We start from the raw sequence: 15,441 nt of genomic DNA, 5'->3' as shown, positions 1-15,441 counted from the left end.
GTTTTCATCACTGCGCGAAGGCGTGTAGCGGCACAGTCGCTGCATGCCCTCCGTACAGCGCTACCTCTCCGGCCGTGACAACCTCGCCCGCACCGCAACCCTGGCGGCCAGCAGTGTGCGCGCGAGCACGGCGATTGAGCGGGTTTCCGCGCGCCGCACGGGCGGCGGCCGGGTGCGCCTGGCGGGCAGCTACACGGGCCACGAAGCGGCGGGCGTCGATGTAGAGATCGTCTCGGCCGGGGGCGTCCCGCGCGCCTCGGTGCCGCAGTTCGTCGGCGTGGGCAATGGGCAGCTCACGGTGCAAAGCGTGGACGCTGGTGCCGCGCTGCAGGAGTTCACGGTCACGCTGGCCGACCTGGGCATTGAGACATCCACGGCGGGCCTGGACGTGCGCGAAGTGCGCATCCGCGCCCGCACGCCGGGCAGCGGCGGCAATGCCCTGCATATCACCGTGCAGCCCGCCATCACGCGCACGGCCACGGCCTGGGCGCTGCTGGCGCCCTGGAGCACCAGCACGGCCACGCAGACCGGGCCGCAGTGGGACTTCGGCGGCCTGCCGTTGTCGCCCAAGGACGAACTCGACGCGGCAAGCCCGCGTATCGCGTTTGGCTTCGACCCCCAGGTGTACCGGCCCTGGCGCAAGTTCAAGGACGGCGCCTGGCAATTCGGCCTCTCGCCCGCGCTGCAGCGCGACGTGCCCGCAAGCACGGCGGTCTACAGCGTTACGGGCGGCTATGTCGTGACCGTGAGCGACGGCGTGGCTACGGAGACCTTCGGGGACACGCAGGCCACCCCGGCGCAGGCCGCCATCGTCACGTTCTATGACCTGCTGACCGCACTGGGCAACTCGGCGTTGGTGGAAGTGGCGGGCGTGGTGGCCGCTGACCGCACCAGCGGCGGGCAAGCAGCTATCGACGTGCCGCTGCGCACCAGCGCCTGGCTCATGGCGATGGCGGGCCGGGTGGCGCTGCGTGACGTGGCCGTGCCCGATCAGGCGCCCACGCAGACGCTGACGGTGCGCTGCATCAACGCGGACGTGGTGGGCAAGGAGCGCTGGAGCGTGGCGGGCGACGTGTCAGGCACGCTGGCCGGGGCGACCACGGGCGTGCCGTATGCCAGCAGCGCGGCACTGTTCACGATCCCATCGGTTGACCCTGCGGCCGTGGGCAGCGGGCAGTGGAGCGTGGTGTGGTCCCCCGTGGGGCGTGATGAGGATAAGGGCGAGGTGACGCCCAGCGCGTGCCTGCGGCCAGTGAAGCTGGGCATCAACGCCCGCCCGCTCACGGTCACGTTCAGGTACGTCAAGCGCCCGCCCGCGCAGTGCGACTGCCGCAAGGTGCCGCCGATCAAGGTTTCTGACAAATGTCTCGGTTTAGGAGGTGACGACATGCCACTCGATCCGGCGCACCAGATGCGCCTTGCGCCGCTGTACCAGTGGCGCTCCTTGTTTGCTGCCAGCAATACCGCAGTGCAGCCCAATCCGGCGTATTCCAGGGAGGATATGGATTTTGCCGATGGCATTGCGGGCGCTTTCGCGCTTGCGCTGGGGGAGATTTACGAGTCCACGCCCGCGCTGGCCGAGTGGGATACGGCTTATGCGGCGATGGTGGCGGATATGGCAGTGCTGCTGGCGCTGGGCGGCAAAGAGCCGTTTGAGCGCACGATGCTTCAGGCCAAACCTAAGAGCGTCTGGCTGAACCCGGTGAGCGGCAAGCTCTTTGTGTGTGCGTATGCGAGTAATGGTTCTGGCGTTTCCCCCGGCGACGAAAACTGGGTTGATCCGGCATCCCCTGAGTGGGATGAAAGCGGCAACAATTTCAGAGTTCAGCACGGTGACGGCTGGGCCGACTATGCCTGTCTTGGCGCGGCAGGGGACTTATCCCCCACAACTGGCGACGCGGATCGGGTCCAGCTCCTGCGCCGGTATACCGCGCGCATGGATTACTGCCGCACCCTGGCGGGCATCGTCCCAAAATCTGATTCCAGCACCACAGACGCGGGCGGGTGCTGGATTGACCACGAAGACCCCTTTTGGTGGGTCGATAACGATGGCTACTACCTGCCCGCATTTACGAACAAACCGTATATCTCAAGCCGCCGCGACGCGGACGGCAAGCCGTACTCGACGCGCGAGTTCGGCTTCGGCCTGGCCGTGGCGTGCGAGAACCACCTCAAGATCGGCGACTCGATCACGCTGCGCATCGAATCGGTGGACAGCGAGCGCCCCTACCGCGTGGGCGATGAGGCCGTCCTGCAGACCATCGGCGCCGGGGCCGCTTGGCTGGCCGGGGGCATCGACGGCACGGACGTGCAGACCTGGCGCGTGCTGGGCAGCAGCGCCGGGCTGCTGCCCGACTACATCGTGCCCACGGACGGCACGGCCGCGCCCGTGTACGCGCAGGCCGGGGTGGCGCTGCGGCTCGCGCTGGGGGGCATTCCGTTCCAGCTTGGCGATGCGTTCACCTTCTCGGTCGAGGCCGGGCAGTTCCGCTGGCGCCGCGATGGCGGCGCCTGGTCTGCCCCGGCCGACATTCCACCAGGCGGCCAGGCGGCGCTGGCCGATGGCCTGCAGGTGGTGTTTGAGGCTGGGGCGGCGCCGTCCTTCGTGCCGGGGGATGGCTACGCCTTCACGGTGCACCAGCCGCACGCCGCCAGCAATTTGCAGGACGCGCAGGCCACGGCCTGGGGCTGGGACGGCAGCGACGCGACCATGACGATCGACCTCGGCGCGGTGCGGCAAATCGGCGCCATTGCCCTGGCGCGCTACCAGTTGCCAGAGGGCGCGGCCGTGGCCGCAGAGGTGTCGCAGGATGGCGTGGCATGGTCTGCGCCGCTCGCCCTCGATGTCACGCGGCCGGTGAGCGTGGCCGTGTTCCATCTCGCCATGGCCGCGCGCTTCGTGCGGTTCTCGGTCACGAGCGCGCCGGGCGGCAGCATCGGCTGGGTGTGGTGCGGCCAGCCCCTTGCCACAGAGCACCACGCAAGCACCTGCGAGCGCCTGCGCCGCTGGGCCTCCACGCGCGGGGGCGGACTGAATGCCGCCGCGCTCTACGCGGGCGCGGGCAACGGCTGGAAGCTCGCCTGGGAAAACGCTTTGCTGGAGCCTGACGTGGCTGCGCTGCTGGGCCTGGGCGATTGGGCGCAGGAGCACGACGAGCCGCTGCTGTTCGTGCCGCACCACCTGCATCCGGGCGATTCATCCCTCGTGCGCTGGGGCGCCGATGCGCTGCAGATCAGCGACATACACGCCTACCAGCCGGATAACGAGGCGTGGCGGCTCATGTCCGGCGCGCTGGACCTGGAGCCCGTGTTCGCATGACGCCGTGGCTTGAGATCGACGCCGGGGCCGATGGCGGCCAGGTCAACCTGGTGCGGCCGGGCAGCGCCGCGCCGCCCGGCCGGGACGGCATGACGCTGCCGCTGCTGGCGGGCCTGTCGAGCATTCAGCGGCCGTTGTCCATCCCGGGCATTGCCGCCGCCCCCGTGAGCAACATGGACGCCACGCTGGACAACGCGGGCGGCCAGTTGACCCGGCTGTGGGGCCAATGCCCGCCGGTGCGCCGCGCCGTGCGCGTGGCGACGCAGGCGGGCGTGCTGTTCGACGGCATCGCCGTGGGCCTGCAGCTCGGCGGCGAGGTGCGAATGAGCCTGGAGGCCGGGGCCGACCGGCCGCTGTCGGACAACGTGCCGCTGCGCACCAGCGCCGTGTGGGGCGGCTGGCGCGATGTGAAGGTGCTGCCCTGGGTGTGGGGCCAGGTGACGCTGACGCCGATCCAGTACAGCGACGACCAGCGGGTTTTCTTGTTGGCCGACCACCCGGTGCAAGGGGTTGATGAAGTCAAGCGCGATGACGTTGCCACGGATGCCTGGGCCTTCTACAACGGCGTGGACAGCACAGGCCGCGCCGTGGCGTTTGTCGAGCTGGCGATGCCGCTGGCCGAGGGCGAGCGCCTGGCGGTGCGCCTGCGCGGGCGCATGCACCCGGACACCGGGCGGCTGCTGCAAACCCCGGCCGAGATACTGCACGACGTGCTCGCCAACCTTGCGCGCGCCCCGGTGCAGTGGGCCGACCTGGACGACTACCGCACCGAGACCGCGCATATCGTGCTGGGCGGCCTGCTGGCCGACAACGGCATCAGCATCCGGGCGGCCGTCGATGGGCTGCTGCAGTCCTGCGGCGGCGCCTGGGCAGCGGCGATGCCGGGCGTGGCGATCACTTGGCCGCCGCTGCCCGACGACGCGGCGCCCGCGCTGCGCGTGGACAAGCTGACGGCCCAGGGCCTGCAGGCGAGCACCACGGCGGCCGGGCTGCATACGGCCGTGCGCGTGCTGTACGACTACGACCACGCGGCCCAGCGCTACCGGCGCGCGATACAGCTCCAGGCGCCCGAGGCGGTCAAGGATTTCGGCCTGCTGGAGCTGGAGTGGCCCGCGCCCTGGCTGCGCACGCCGCGCCAGGCCGAGGAACTGGGCCAGCGCGTGCTGGGCTGGCTGGCCCGGCCGCGCTGGCGCGTGACCTGGCAGCACACTTTCACTGACGTGGCCACGGGCGCGTGGGTGGACATGGCGCACCCGCTCTCGCCCATCACAGGCCGCCACCGGCTGGTGAGCGCGGAGCTGGACTTGTCGGCGGCGGGCCTGGTCTGCGCCGTGGAGGCGCCCGTGGGGCCGGTGCCCCATATTGAGACAACAACGCTTTCAAGCGCGTTCGACCCAGTGATTCAGCCGGGCGTGACAGTGGAGGTGGCCAATGGCGAGATCATCTTCACGGCACGCGACGAGCAGGGGCGGCCCTTGGGCGGCGCGAAGATCACGCTCGACGGCGGCGCTTCGCGCATCGCAGACAGCGCCGGGCGCGTGTCTTTCCCCGTGCAGCGCGGCCGGCATGTGCTGCTGATTGAGGCCCAGGGTTACCCGCCTAGCGAGGTGGAGGTGGTGGTGTGATGCAGCGCAGACGGTTTTTCCCGGCCAGGCCGGTGCAGCAAGTACCTGGGCGGCGCGTGGAGCTGGCGGTGCAGGTGCGCAAGGAGGGGGCGGTGCAGGTGCGCAAGGAGGGGGCTGCGCCAGTGCCCCCGCAAGCCCCCGTCGCTGGCGGTGCCGTCAGTTGGGTGGCCCCCAGTCCTTTGATCCCTGAGTGGGCCAGCACAACCCCGACCGCTATGGACGGCGAGCCTGGCCGCTGGATGGTGACATTAAGCAATATGGTTGACCTGGTTTTCGAGGGCGAGGTGCTGCCATGGCCTGCGGTTGAGTTTCCCGAGGTGGATCCAGGCGTGGGCTACAGGGGCGATCCCTGGTGGGGCGAATACGGCCAGCAGCTGCCGCCCACCATCCCTAGCGGTTCGTGGCGCTGCACACGTATTTCATATCTCGCATCCACGGCCAACGAATACGGGCATATGTACTACGCAGGTGCCTACTTTGGCCCGGGTGCAGAGCGTGTGCAATGGGAGCTGGCATGGTCATCCCCCGGCACAGTGCTGGGCAGCAGCTCTGACGGCAGCATGGCCGTGCCTTACGGCGCCGCCATCTATGTGTACCCGGTGTTGCATTCGCTGCAGTCTTCTATCGTCCCCAGCACGCTGGTGGCCACGGCCATGCTCGATGGTGCCCCTGTGGGCACTTTGGAGTTTGAGCTGCGCGGCTCGAGATGGGCAGAGGGGTAACGCAACAAAAAAGACGGGCGACCTGGCTAGGTGCTACGAACACCAAGCCGGGCCCCCAACCTGCAGAATTGCCCTGCAAGTCAGGCAAGACCCGCCACTCTCGCGAGAGCGCGTCGAGCCTACCATTTTCGCAACAGGAAATAGGCTTGCAATGGAAGAAATAAGGTGCGGCGCATGTGGCCGCAAACTGGGCGAAGGCATCTTCGCTCGCCTCGCTATCAAGTGCCCCCGCTGTGGGACGCTGAATCAGTTCCCGAGCGCCGCGAGCGCCTCTTTGTCAGAACGCCAGCCGAGCGTCCAACCTTTGAAACGCTCGAATGACGAAAGCAACTTTTCCCATATTCACCCCGCCCGGCCCGGACACGATCCCCAGCGGCGGGCGCAATCCATCGCTGGCTGACCGCTTCCTGGCGGTGCCGTTCTCGCTGCTGGATGCGCGCACGGGCTGGTGGCGCGACCGCAAAGCCGCATGGCTCGCCACCGGCATCCAGTCCGAGCTGGGCCGCAGCGACCGCCTGCTGTACCCCACCTCGGCGCAGCCACCCGCAACCTACGCGGCCAAGAACGCCTACGAGGTGGCCCTCGGCCGCAAGGCGAGCTGGGCCGAGTTCGCCCAGGCCCACCCGGACAAGATCCGGCACCAGGGCACCAGCGTGTTCGACCCGGTGCTGTGCGAGCTGGTGTACCGCTGGTTTTCTGCGCCGGGCCATCTGGTGCTCGACCCCTTCGCAGGCGGCAGCGTGCGCGGTATCGTCGCAGCGGCCACGGGCCGGGCCTATGCAGGCGTTGACTTGCGCGCCGAGCAGGTGCAGGCCAACCGCGCGCAGTGGGCCGCACTGGGCCAGCCTGGCATGCCCCCGCCGCGCTGGGTGCAGGGCGACGCGCTGACGGTGCGCCAGGCGCTGCCCGAGGTGCAGGCCGACTTGCTGTTTTCCTGTCCGCCCTACGGCAACCTGGAACGCTATAGCGACGACGAGGCCGATCTTTCAACCATGCGCTATCCCCGCTTCCTGCAGACCTACCGCCAGATCATCAAGGAGTCCGTGGCCCTGCTGCGGCCCGACCGCTTCGCCTGTTTCGTGGTCGGCGACTTCCGGGACACCAAGGGCCTGCAGCGCGGCTTCGTGGGCGACACCATCGCAGCCTTCCGGGATGCTGGTGCTCAGCTCTACAACGAAGCCATCCTAGTCACGTCGGCCGGTTCGCTGCCGATCCGGGCGGGCAAGGCGTTTGAGGTGTCTCGCAAGCTGGGCCGGACGCACCAGCAGGTGCTGGTGTTCGTCAAGGGCGACGCTCGGCGCGCCACGGCCGCCTGCGGGGCGGTGCGCTGATACCGCTCAGGCGAAGCGCTCGCGCAGGGCGGCGTGCCCGGCTTCCTTGGCGGTCTCGGGGTCAATGCCGAGCTGGGCGAGCCAGCGCGGGTTCGTGTAGGCCGTGCGGGCGTCAAGGATGGCCGTGCGGTGCTTGTCCAGGCGAGGGAACGATGCGGCTAGCCGGACGGCCTCGGCCCAGCGGCCAGCGGCCATGTGTTCGCGCACGAGGGATGCTTTGGATTGGGGAGCGGTCATTGCGGTCAGACTCTAGGTTGAGGCCCCGCAAAGTGCGAGTCGGGAGTTTTGCTGACGGTGCTGACGGCGCGCCGTTATTGCAAATTTGTTTCCTGCTCAGAAAGTCCCGTGGCTTTGATTTATCGCGCTGATGCGGCTGGATTTATCGCGCCGCGCTTCAGCAGCGGCCTGGAAGCGGTGGTGCAACCCCAGGGCGGATACCTGCTGCGCCGGGCAGCGCCGGCTGCCGGTGACGGCGCCGTGCTGACCGAAGTCCGGGTAACCGCCGGCCACGAGACCGCAAGCGGCCCGGTTGGCGGCTTCGTTGCCAGACGCAGCGCGACCGCGACCAAGACCGACATGCCGCTGTCCGAAACACCGCAATCGGTCAGCGTGGTCCCGCGCGAGCAGATCCAGGCGCAAGCGGCAGACTCCCTGGACCAGGCATTGGAATACACGGCCGGCGTGTCCCAGTTCGAGGGCGGCGGAACGCGCAGCGCGGGCACACGCTTCGTCGTGCGCGGCTTCAGTACGCTGGGCACCGAAGCGCTTTACCTCAATGGGAGCAAATTCCCCGCGAACTCGCTCAGCGCCTCGATGGAGCCCTACAGCTTCGAGCGCATCGAACTTCTCAAGGGCCCCGCCTCCATCATGTACGGCCAGGCCACGCCCGGCGGCGTCATCAACCTGGTGAGCAAGCGCCCGACGGCCGCGCCGGTGCGGGAGATCGAAGTCCAGGCCGGCAGCTGGAATCGCAGGCAGATCGCCGTGGACCTCGGCGGCCCCGCGACGCAGGATGGCCGCATCCGCTATCGCCTGACGGGCCTGCAGCGCGACAGCGACAGCATGATCCGCGAGAACCCCAACGACAGGACGTCGCTGTCCGGCGCGCTGGACTGGCAATTGACCGACTCCACCCTGCTGACACTGCTGGGTGCCTACGACTCGGCCCATGCCGCCTTCGATCCAGGCAAGCCCCTCGATGGCACGCTGCTGCCCCATGCCGCAGGGCAGGTTTCCCGGCATCTGTTCGTCGGAGAGCCCGGCAACAACCGGCACGACAGCCGGGGCAAACGCTGGGGCTACCAACTGGAGCACAGCTTCAACGACGCCTGGAAGTTCCGCCAGAACCTGCTGGCATACGACTACGACGTCCACTCCGATTACGTTGCCGTATACCCTCGCGTCATCGCGGAAACGCCCCGGCTGGCACAGCGCTACGCTGTCGCGCGCGTCGACAGCGACAAGGGCGTCAGCCTCGACAACCAATTGCATGGCCAGATCCGGCATGGCCGCTTCGAGCACAACCTGCTGGCCGGGCTCGACTGGCGGCAGAGCGACTTCACGCGCACCCAGCGCTTCGGCATGGTAGCGCCGCTGGACCTGTTCTCGCCAGCCTACGGCGCCCCCGTCTCCGGCGCCACCAGAAGCGGCGAGGATCACTCCAGGCAGCTGGGGTTTTATGTGCAGGACCAGATCAAGTTCGGCGAACGCTGGATCGCCGTGCTCGGTGGCCGCTACGACGCCACCCTCTATGACCAAGGCGCGGGCACACCAGCCGACAAGGCCCATGCCTTCACGCCACGCCTGGCCCTGATGTACCTGGCTGGCAACGGCATCTCGCCCTACTACAGCTACAGCCGCTCGTTCCAGCCAACCGCTGGCACGGACTTTCACCTCCAGCGCCTGAAACCCACGACCGGAACGCAGCATGAAATCGGCGTGAAATACGAGCCGCAAGGCATGAATGCGTCGGTAACGGTCGCGGCGTACGAAATCAAGGAGCGCAACGTGCTGACCAGCGATCCCGAGCATGTGGGGTATCTGACGCAGACAGGCGAGGTCCGGTCGCGCGGCATGGAGATTGAAGGCCGCGCCGACGTCACCCGGCAACTGAGCCTCGTCGCCGCGCTGTCGGTGACCGATGCCAAGATCACCGCCGGCAGCGAGAGCAATATCGGCGCCCGGCCCACTTCGGTGCCGCGCAACATGGCATCGCTCTGGCTGGACTACAAACTGCTGGCCGCACCCGGCCTCAGCCTGGGCTTGGGCGTGCGGCACGTGGGCGAGCAGGAGGTCAACCGCATGGCCATACCGTCTTTCACTCTCTATGACGCCGCCTTGCGCTACCAGTGGGACAAGTGGCAATTCGCCCTGAACCTCAAGAACCTGGGAAACAAGACCTACGTCGCAGCCTGCCCCAGCGTCTGCTACTACGGGGATGAACGCAACTTCACCTTGACGGCACGCTACAGCTGGTGACCGTCCCGCCGCCCGGGCGGTTCGTGAAGGCCCGAGGTGTCTGTGGCAATTACAAACAAAAAAATTCGCTCGAACCCATTACAATTGCGGCCCCCTGGGGCAGGTTGCCCGATCTGACCGGAAACTCGTGATTTTTTCAGCCATGAAGAAACCCAGCCCCCAGTGGGAGCGCCTATTGAAGGATGTCACCGGCTCGCTAGTTCTGTGGCGCTTCTGGATGCATCTGGGCTGGGGCGATGTGCTCAAGCAGTATCGGCGTTCTTTTCTGGGGCCGGTGTGGCTTTCGCTTAATACCGCGATCTTCATTGTGGTGTTCGCGCTGATCGGTGCGCAATTGTTCAAAATGTCGCTGGACACCTATCTGCCTTATTTCTGCGTCGGGCACGTGGTATTTAGCTTTTTCTCGTCGCTGGCGCAGGAGGGCTGCCAGACCTACATCGGCGCTGAGTCCTTCCTCAAGCAGACGCCTTACCCCAAAACCGCCTTCGTCTGGCGGGTGATGTGGCGCAACCTGATCATGCTCGCGCACAACCTGCCGGTGGTGTTGGGCGTGCTGTGGTGGGGCGGTGCCATGGGCGAGGCTCAGCTGGAATGGCTGCTGGCAGGGCTACTGCTCACAGTGCTGGCTGGGGCCTTCCTAGTGGCGATCCTGGGTGCCATCTCCGCGCGTTTCCGCGACGTGCCGATGATGGTGTCCAGCCTGATGCAGATCAGCTTCTTCGTGACGCCGGTGATGTGGCAACCCGACCAGCTAACCGAGCGCGCCCGCTTGGTGGTGACCTGGAATCCGTTCGCGGCTTTCCTCGACCTGTTGCGCCGGCCCCTGCTCGGTGAGGTGCCGGAGACTGCAACGCTCTACATGGCCTGCTGCGTGACGGTGGGGCTGGGGGTGGTTTTCGTGCTGATCTACCTGGGTGCGCGGCGGCGCATCGTGTACTGGTTATAAGGGGCCGGGTAGCCATGGCTGGAATGTTGCTGAACAAGGTGTGCGTGGATTTTCCGGTGAGCACCGGTCAATCCCTGGGGCTGATCAATTCCCTGGTGGGCTTCCGTGGCCGAGGACAGGGGCGCATCGACGCTCTGGGCGGCCACCGCGCCGAGGTGCACGCCCTGCGCGACATTGACTTGGAACTGCGCCCGGGTGACCGCTTGGCACTGATCGGCCGCAACGGCGCCGGCAAGACTACCCTGCTGCGGGTGCTGTCGGGGGTCTATGAGCCGACCGGTGGTGATTTTCACTGCGAAGGGCGGGTGTCGGCGCTGACGGATCTAATGCTGGGCATGGATCCGGACGCCGACGGCTACGAGTTCATCGTGTCGCGCGGCATCGTGATGGGGCTGGACAAAAGGCAGGCGCGTCAGCTAATTCCCGACGTGGAAGCATTCACCGAACTGGGGGAGTATCTCAAGCTGCCGGTGCGCGCCTACTCGTCGGGCATGCTGCTGCGGCTGGCCTTCGCGGTGTCCACCTCGGTGACGCAGGACATCCTGCTGATGGACGAGATGATCGGCGTGGGGGATGCCCGTTTCCTGCACAAGGCCCACGACCGCCTCCAAGCCATCATGGCCAGGGCGCAGATCCTGGTGCTGGCCTCCCATAACGAAGCCATTCTGCGCAAGTTTTGCAATCGGGCGGTGCTGATGGAAGAGGGGCGGGTAGTGCTGGCGGGGGATGTCGAAGAATGCCTGCGCCAGCATTTGCAAGCGTGAGTACCAGGGCTGAGGTCTGGCTTACTGGCTTATTACGTCGGCCCTCAACCATCGATGATCTCGACAAGCCTTGCGCTTCACCAACCGGATTTGTTTCTTTGGTGGCGGTTAGCTGTCGCACCCCGGGTTTTCCAAATTTTGGCAATCCCCGTCCATTTGATCCCCCATGACTAATTTCCTCCCCTATCTCCGCTTCCACAATATCGAATCGCGCCCCCCCGCCTTCCATGACCCTCGTTATCGCGGGATTCACTGATGCATCCCAACCTGTTCGTGCTCGGTGCGGGAAAATGCGGCACCACCTCCCTTTATCACCTGCTGGCACGGCACCCCGACATCCACGTCTGCGATCCGAAGGAACCCAGTTTCTTCTGCAGCCACTTCCAGGTGGTACGTAACCCGGTGGACTACTTCCGTCTCTTCGATTCCGACGCCAGGTATCGTGTCGATGCCTCACACGTCTATTTCTCGAATCCGGAGACGGCGCCCATCCTTCGGGATCTTTTCCCGGAGGCCAGATTCCTGATCATCCTCAGGCAGCCCAAGGCACGGGCGTATTCCTTGTATGAACACTTGCGCCGTAGCCTGCATGAAGACGGCCGTCCGATGGAACTGGCACCGACCTTTCTGGATGCGCTGTGCATGGAGGGGGAGAGATTCCACTCCCGCCGCTTTTTCTCGGAATGCCGGCATTACTTCTGGAATTTCATGTATATGCGCTCCTCCTTCTACGATGAGCAACTGGCCCGCTACTTCAGCCTCTTTGCGCGCGACCGCTTTCTGGTCATGAGTTTGGCGGCGTTCGAGCATCAGCCGCAGCGCACGGTGCAGTCGATCGCGGATTTTCTGGAGGTGGACGTCGCGGGGTTTGGCAACCAGGTGCCGGTTGCCAACGTGGCGCCGCCTTATCCCCCGTTCGGCGCCGAATGCGACACCATCATGGAGGCGCACTTCAGCGACCTGACGGCACGCGTGGATCGTCTGGTGGGGCATTCGCTGGACTGGTCGCGCTGACCTTTCCTTCCGGTTCGCTCCCTTCGCACCGGTGTGCCCGCGTCAGTGCCCGCGGGCTTCCCGCCCCCCTATCCTGCTCCCTATACAGCCCCCGACCGACAGGCGTCCCCCATGCAAAAGCGCTTCGCGTCTGCAGCAATCGGGCCGGGCGATCGCCACCGCTGGTCGTGACTCGCCCGGCGATGGAATGGGGGCCGGGTCGGTGTGGCAGCAGTGAAAGCGCATCGGCGAAGAAGGCGTGGAGGTGTTGCTGGCGGTAACCAGTCCGCCCTGAACAACCTGCAAGCCGTTGATCTGACTCGTAGTTTTGCTGGTTGAAGGGCGCAGGATTTGCAAGGTATGGTTTTGCCAGTCCCTGTTTTCTTGCAAATATCCAGTGTTCGAGGTCAGCCGATCTGGCTTGTACGCGGCGCTCCGCAGGAGCCAGCAGGTTCGCGTATGCGCGCACGGCGTGCAGGCCACTGCCGCCTTCGAGGCCAGCGGGCGCAGCTATGGAAGTCGGCCCTGCAAAACCTCTGCAACCCGCATGAACACTGGGTTTGCGCCAGTTCCGCTGGGGGCGTGATCCCCCCAGAATCTTCACAACAGATTCTGATTCCTGGGAGATTTGCAGATGCCAGAGGCCGACTTCTTTCGCCAGCCGTTGGCCGAGATGATCGATCCGCGCCACCCGCTGGCGGTGCTGGCAGGCAGGCTGCCGTGGGCACAGATCGAGGCGGCACTGGCGCCACACTTCGCTCGCCAAGTGCGCGAAGGCCGCGCGGTGGCGCAGAGCGATCTGTTCGGCCCCTCGGTGCAGCTCACTGGTGCAGGCATAGCCGCCGCCGGTCGGCGCCGTTTTCCCATGCGCCTGATGGCTAGTCTTACTGTGTTAATAAAATCGAGGCCTTGTGCGAGAATCTTCGCGCAGGAGGTGAGCCTTGATGGAAGAACTTCAAGAGTTTGAGCGCTACCTCGCGCACCTGGGTGGCGGGCTTGGTCATGCAGACCGGCAGGCCGGGCTGCGCGGGTACTGCACCGGGCTGATGGCACCGCTTTCGCGCAAGAGCGTGGAGCCCATGGCCGCACACCTGGCGCCGCAGGCCACACGCTCGCGCCACCAGTCACTACATCATTTTGTCGCCGACTCTGCGTGGTCAGATGAAGAGATGCTGCTGCGCGTAGCCCAGTGGGTGGTGCCCGCGATGGACTTCCAGGAGGGCGGTTGGTGGATCGTGGACGACACGGGCTTTCCCAAGCAAGGCCACCATTCGGTGGGCGTGGCCCGGCAGTACTGCGGCATGCTGGGCAAGCAGGACAACTGCCAAGTGGCGGTCAGCGTGAGCCTGGCCTGTCAGGCGGGAAGTCTGCCGGTGGCCTGGCAGCTGTACTTGCCCAAGGAATGGGCGGACGATCCGGTGCGGCGCCACAAGGCTGGCATCCCTCAAGAGTTGCAATTCGCCACCAAGGGGCAGATCGCGCTGGCCCAGATCAAGCACCTGGTGGCGCAAGGCGCACCCAGGCACTGCGTGCTGGCCGATGCAGGCTACGGCGTGGATACCGCGTTTCGAGAGGGGCTGAGCGAGATGGGTCTGCCCTACGTGGTGGGTGTGACGGGCCCCGTGACGGTATGGCCACCAGGGCATGCACCGCTGTCGCCAGCGCCCTACAGCGGTCGCGGCCCAGTTCCCAAACGCCAGCGGCTGGGTGATGCCATGCACGAGCGGCCCCTGTCGGCCAGGGACGTGGCGTTCGGCCTGGAACCTGCCCAGTGGCACAGCATTGAATGGCGAGAGGGCACGAACTTCACGCTGCGCTCGCGCTTTGCGCGTGTGCGTGTCAAGGCAGCCCACCGAGAGCAGCTACGCACGCAGCAACGGCCACAAGAGTGGCTGCTCATCGAATGGCCCGAAGGCCACAAAGAGCCAATGAAGTATTGGCTGAACACGCTGCCCGAAGACACAGAACTGCAACGCATGGTGCTTGAGGCCAAGATGCGCTGGCGCATCGAGCGCGACTACCAGGACCTCAAGCAGGATCTGGGACTGGGACACTACGAAGGCCGGGGCTGGCGCGGGTTCCACCACCACGCCAGCCTGAGCATTGCGGCCTACGGCTTTCTGATGGCGCAGCAGTTGCGCCATCAGGAAGGGGTGAGCAAAAAAAACGCCGCACGAGGCGAAGAATCTGCCCTACCCACGCATTACAAGCCTCGCGGAAGCCCAGCGCACGCAGCGCCACGTCCCATCATCCATCACGACGTTGCGGCTGCGTATCGCCGCAGCATTGCTCAGGACGCTGCCCAGGTGTCCATGTTGCATGCGCATCAACGCTAGGCTACGTTTTTGACACAGTAAGACTAGCCTGCTGTACCTCAAGCACGCCTACAAGCTTAGCGACGAGGAACTGGTGGAGCGCTGGGCCGAGAACGTCGTGTGGCAGCACTTCAGCGGCATGCGCTTCTACCCCTGCGATGCCACGCTGACCAACCTGCAAACGCTGATGCAACGCGCCGAACGCATCCGCAGCCAGCGCCCCAGGGACAAGAACAAGCTGTACGCCCTGCACGCGCCCGAGGTGGAGTGCATCGGCAAGGGCAAGGGCAAGGCCCGCAAGCCCTACGAGTTCGGCGTGAAGGTCAGCGTGGCGGTCACGCACAAGCAAGGTCTGATGGTCGGTGCGCGCAGCTTCACGGGCAACCCGTACGACGGCCACACGCTGGCCGAGCAACTGGAGCAGGCGACGATCCTGACCGAGGACACGGGGGCAAGCCCAAGCAGATCGTCGTGGACCTGGGCTTTCGGGGCGTGGATGCGGCCAACCCGGGCGTTGAGATCATCCACCGGGGCAAGTCCAAAAGCCTGACGAACCAGCAACGCAGATGGCTCAAACGCAGGCAGGCAGTGGAGCCGGCCATCGGCCACCTCAAGCACGACAACGCCATGGACCGATGCTGGTTGCAAGGCGCCACGGGCGATGCGCTGCACGCGGTGCTGTGTGCAGCGGGCTACAACATCCGTTGGCTGCTGCGCGCCATCGTGCGTCTGGGGCTCAAGGGCCTTTTTACGCCTGTGTTTGTGCTGCTTGCAACGCTCGCCACAGCGCTCGCGACCGCGATGGGGACGGGACAACCCGGCAGTGGTCGGCTGGGGGGCTCAGTCGGGTGAATTTCGCAGGGCCGACTACCGACTACATCGTGGGCTTCTACAACACCGTCAGGCTCCATTCGACCCTGGGCTACTTGTCGCCATCTCGCTTCGAGG

Annotated in this window: 10 protein-coding genes and 3 pseudogenes; 12 read left to right on the top strand and 1 reads right to left on the bottom strand. The window is 66.1% G+C overall.

All coding sequences use genetic code 11. From position 1 onward, the window contains the following. Positions 1–43: 43 nt before the first annotated feature. From YS110_01770 to YS110_01750, 5 genes are all read left to right on the top strand, one after another. A complete protein-coding gene (locus YS110_01770; protein ID UJB63570.1) occupies positions 44–3,319 on the top strand; it encodes a discoidin domain-containing protein in 3,276 nt (1,091 codons plus the stop codon). Further along, a complete protein-coding gene (locus YS110_01765) occupies positions 3,316–4,944 on the top strand; it encodes a carboxypeptidase regulatory-like domain-containing protein (GenBank protein ID UJB63569.1) in 1,629 nt (542 codons plus the stop codon). Before YS110_01770 ends, YS110_01765 begins: the two co-directional genes overlap by 4 nt. Positions 4,945–5,159: 215 nt before the next feature. Beyond that, complete coding sequence (locus YS110_01760; protein ID UJB63568.1) at positions 5,160–5,666, top strand: hypothetical protein; 507 nt, start codon at positions 5,160–5,162, stop codon at positions 5,664–5,666. Positions 5,667–5,817: 151 nt separating this feature from the next. Further along, positions 5,818–6,066, top strand: coding sequence for a Com family DNA-binding transcriptional regulator (locus YS110_01755; protein ID UJB63567.1), 249 nt, complete (start codon positions 5,818–5,820; stop codon positions 6,064–6,066). After that, the gene (locus tag YS110_01750; protein UJB63566.1) at positions 5,984–6,997 is read left to right on the top strand and encodes a DNA methyltransferase; all 1,014 of its coding nucleotides are present in this window, start codon (positions 5,984–5,986) and stop codon (positions 6,995–6,997) included. Before YS110_01755 ends, YS110_01750 begins: the two co-directional genes overlap by 83 nt. Positions 6,998–7,003: 6 nt before the next feature. Here YS110_01750 and YS110_01745 read toward each other — a convergent pair whose 3' ends face one another. Further along, positions 7,004–7,234, bottom strand: a complete 231-nt coding sequence (locus tag YS110_01745) for a hypothetical protein (protein ID UJB63565.1) — start codon at positions 7,232–7,234, stop codon at positions 7,004–7,006. 162 nt (positions 7,235–7,396) lie between these two features. Here YS110_01745 and YS110_01740 point away from each other — a divergent pair. The 7 genes and pseudogenes from YS110_01740 (at position 7,397) to YS110_01710 (ending at position 15,345) form a co-directional block, all read left to right on the top strand. Next, positions 7,397–9,475 (top strand): annotated as a pseudogene (locus YS110_01740) (TonB-dependent siderophore receptor). A gap of 142 nt (positions 9,476–9,617) precedes the next feature. Continuing rightward, positions 9,618–10,421 (top strand): ABC transporter permease, encoded by an 804-nt coding sequence (locus tag YS110_01735; protein ID UJB63564.1) that lies wholly within the window; start codon positions 9,618–9,620, stop codon positions 10,419–10,421. Between the two features lie 14 nt (positions 10,422–10,435). Then, positions 10,436–11,185 (top strand): ABC transporter ATP-binding protein, encoded by a 750-nt coding sequence (locus YS110_01730; protein UJB63563.1) that lies wholly within the window; start codon positions 10,436–10,438, stop codon positions 11,183–11,185. Between the two features lie 252 nt (positions 11,186–11,437). Continuing rightward, on the top strand, positions 11,438–12,199 hold the full coding sequence (locus YS110_01725) for a sulfotransferase domain-containing protein (GenBank protein ID UJB67318.1): 762 nt from the start codon (positions 11,438–11,440) through the stop codon (positions 12,197–12,199). Between the two features lie 613 nt (positions 12,200–12,812). Then, a pseudogene (locus YS110_01720) lies at positions 12,813–13,064 on the top strand (IS5/IS1182 family transposase). A 58-nt stretch (positions 13,065–13,122) separates the two neighbouring features. Beyond that, positions 13,123–14,514, top strand: a complete 1,392-nt coding sequence (locus YS110_01715) for an IS701 family transposase (GenBank protein UJB63562.1) — start codon at positions 13,123–13,125, stop codon at positions 14,512–14,514. A 25-nt stretch (positions 14,515–14,539) separates the two neighbouring features. After that, positions 14,540–15,345 (top strand): annotated as a pseudogene (locus YS110_01710) (transposase). The last annotated feature ends 96 nt before the right edge of the window (positions 15,346–15,441 follow it).

The sequence above is a fragment of the Acidovorax sp. YS12 genome (genome assembly GCA_021496925.1).
Classification (GTDB): domain Bacteria; phylum Pseudomonadota; class Gammaproteobacteria; order Burkholderiales; family Burkholderiaceae_C; genus Paenacidovorax.
This window is presented reverse-complemented; position numbering and strand designations above follow the sequence as displayed.

Excerpts from the sequence above, each read along its gene's own strand:
- YS110_01770 (UJB63570.1), top strand. The coding sequence starts at position 44 with ATGCCCTCCGTACAGCGCTACCTCTCCGGCCGTGACAACCTCGCCCGC.
- YS110_01765 (UJB63569.1), top strand. The coding sequence starts at position 3,316 with ATGACGCCGTGGCTTGAGATCGACGCCGGGGCCGATGGCGGCCAGGTC.
- YS110_01760 (UJB63568.1), top strand. The coding sequence starts at position 5,160 with ATGGACGGCGAGCCTGGCCGCTGGATGGTGACATTAAGCAATATGGTT.
- YS110_01755 (UJB63567.1), top strand. The coding sequence starts at position 5,818 with ATGGAAGAAATAAGGTGCGGCGCATGTGGCCGCAAACTGGGCGAAGGC.
- YS110_01750 (UJB63566.1), top strand. The coding sequence starts at position 5,984 with ATGACGAAAGCAACTTTTCCCATATTCACCCCGCCCGGCCCGGACACG.
- YS110_01745 (UJB63565.1), bottom strand. The coding sequence starts at position 7,234 with ATGACCGCTCCCCAATCCAAAGCATCCCTCGTGCGCGAACACATGGCC.
- YS110_01735 (UJB63564.1), top strand. The coding sequence starts at position 9,618 with ATGAAGAAACCCAGCCCCCAGTGGGAGCGCCTATTGAAGGATGTCACC.
- YS110_01730 (UJB63563.1), top strand. The coding sequence starts at position 10,436 with ATGGCTGGAATGTTGCTGAACAAGGTGTGCGTGGATTTTCCGGTGAGC.
- YS110_01715 (UJB63562.1), top strand. The coding sequence starts at position 13,123 with ATGGAAGAACTTCAAGAGTTTGAGCGCTACCTCGCGCACCTGGGTGGC.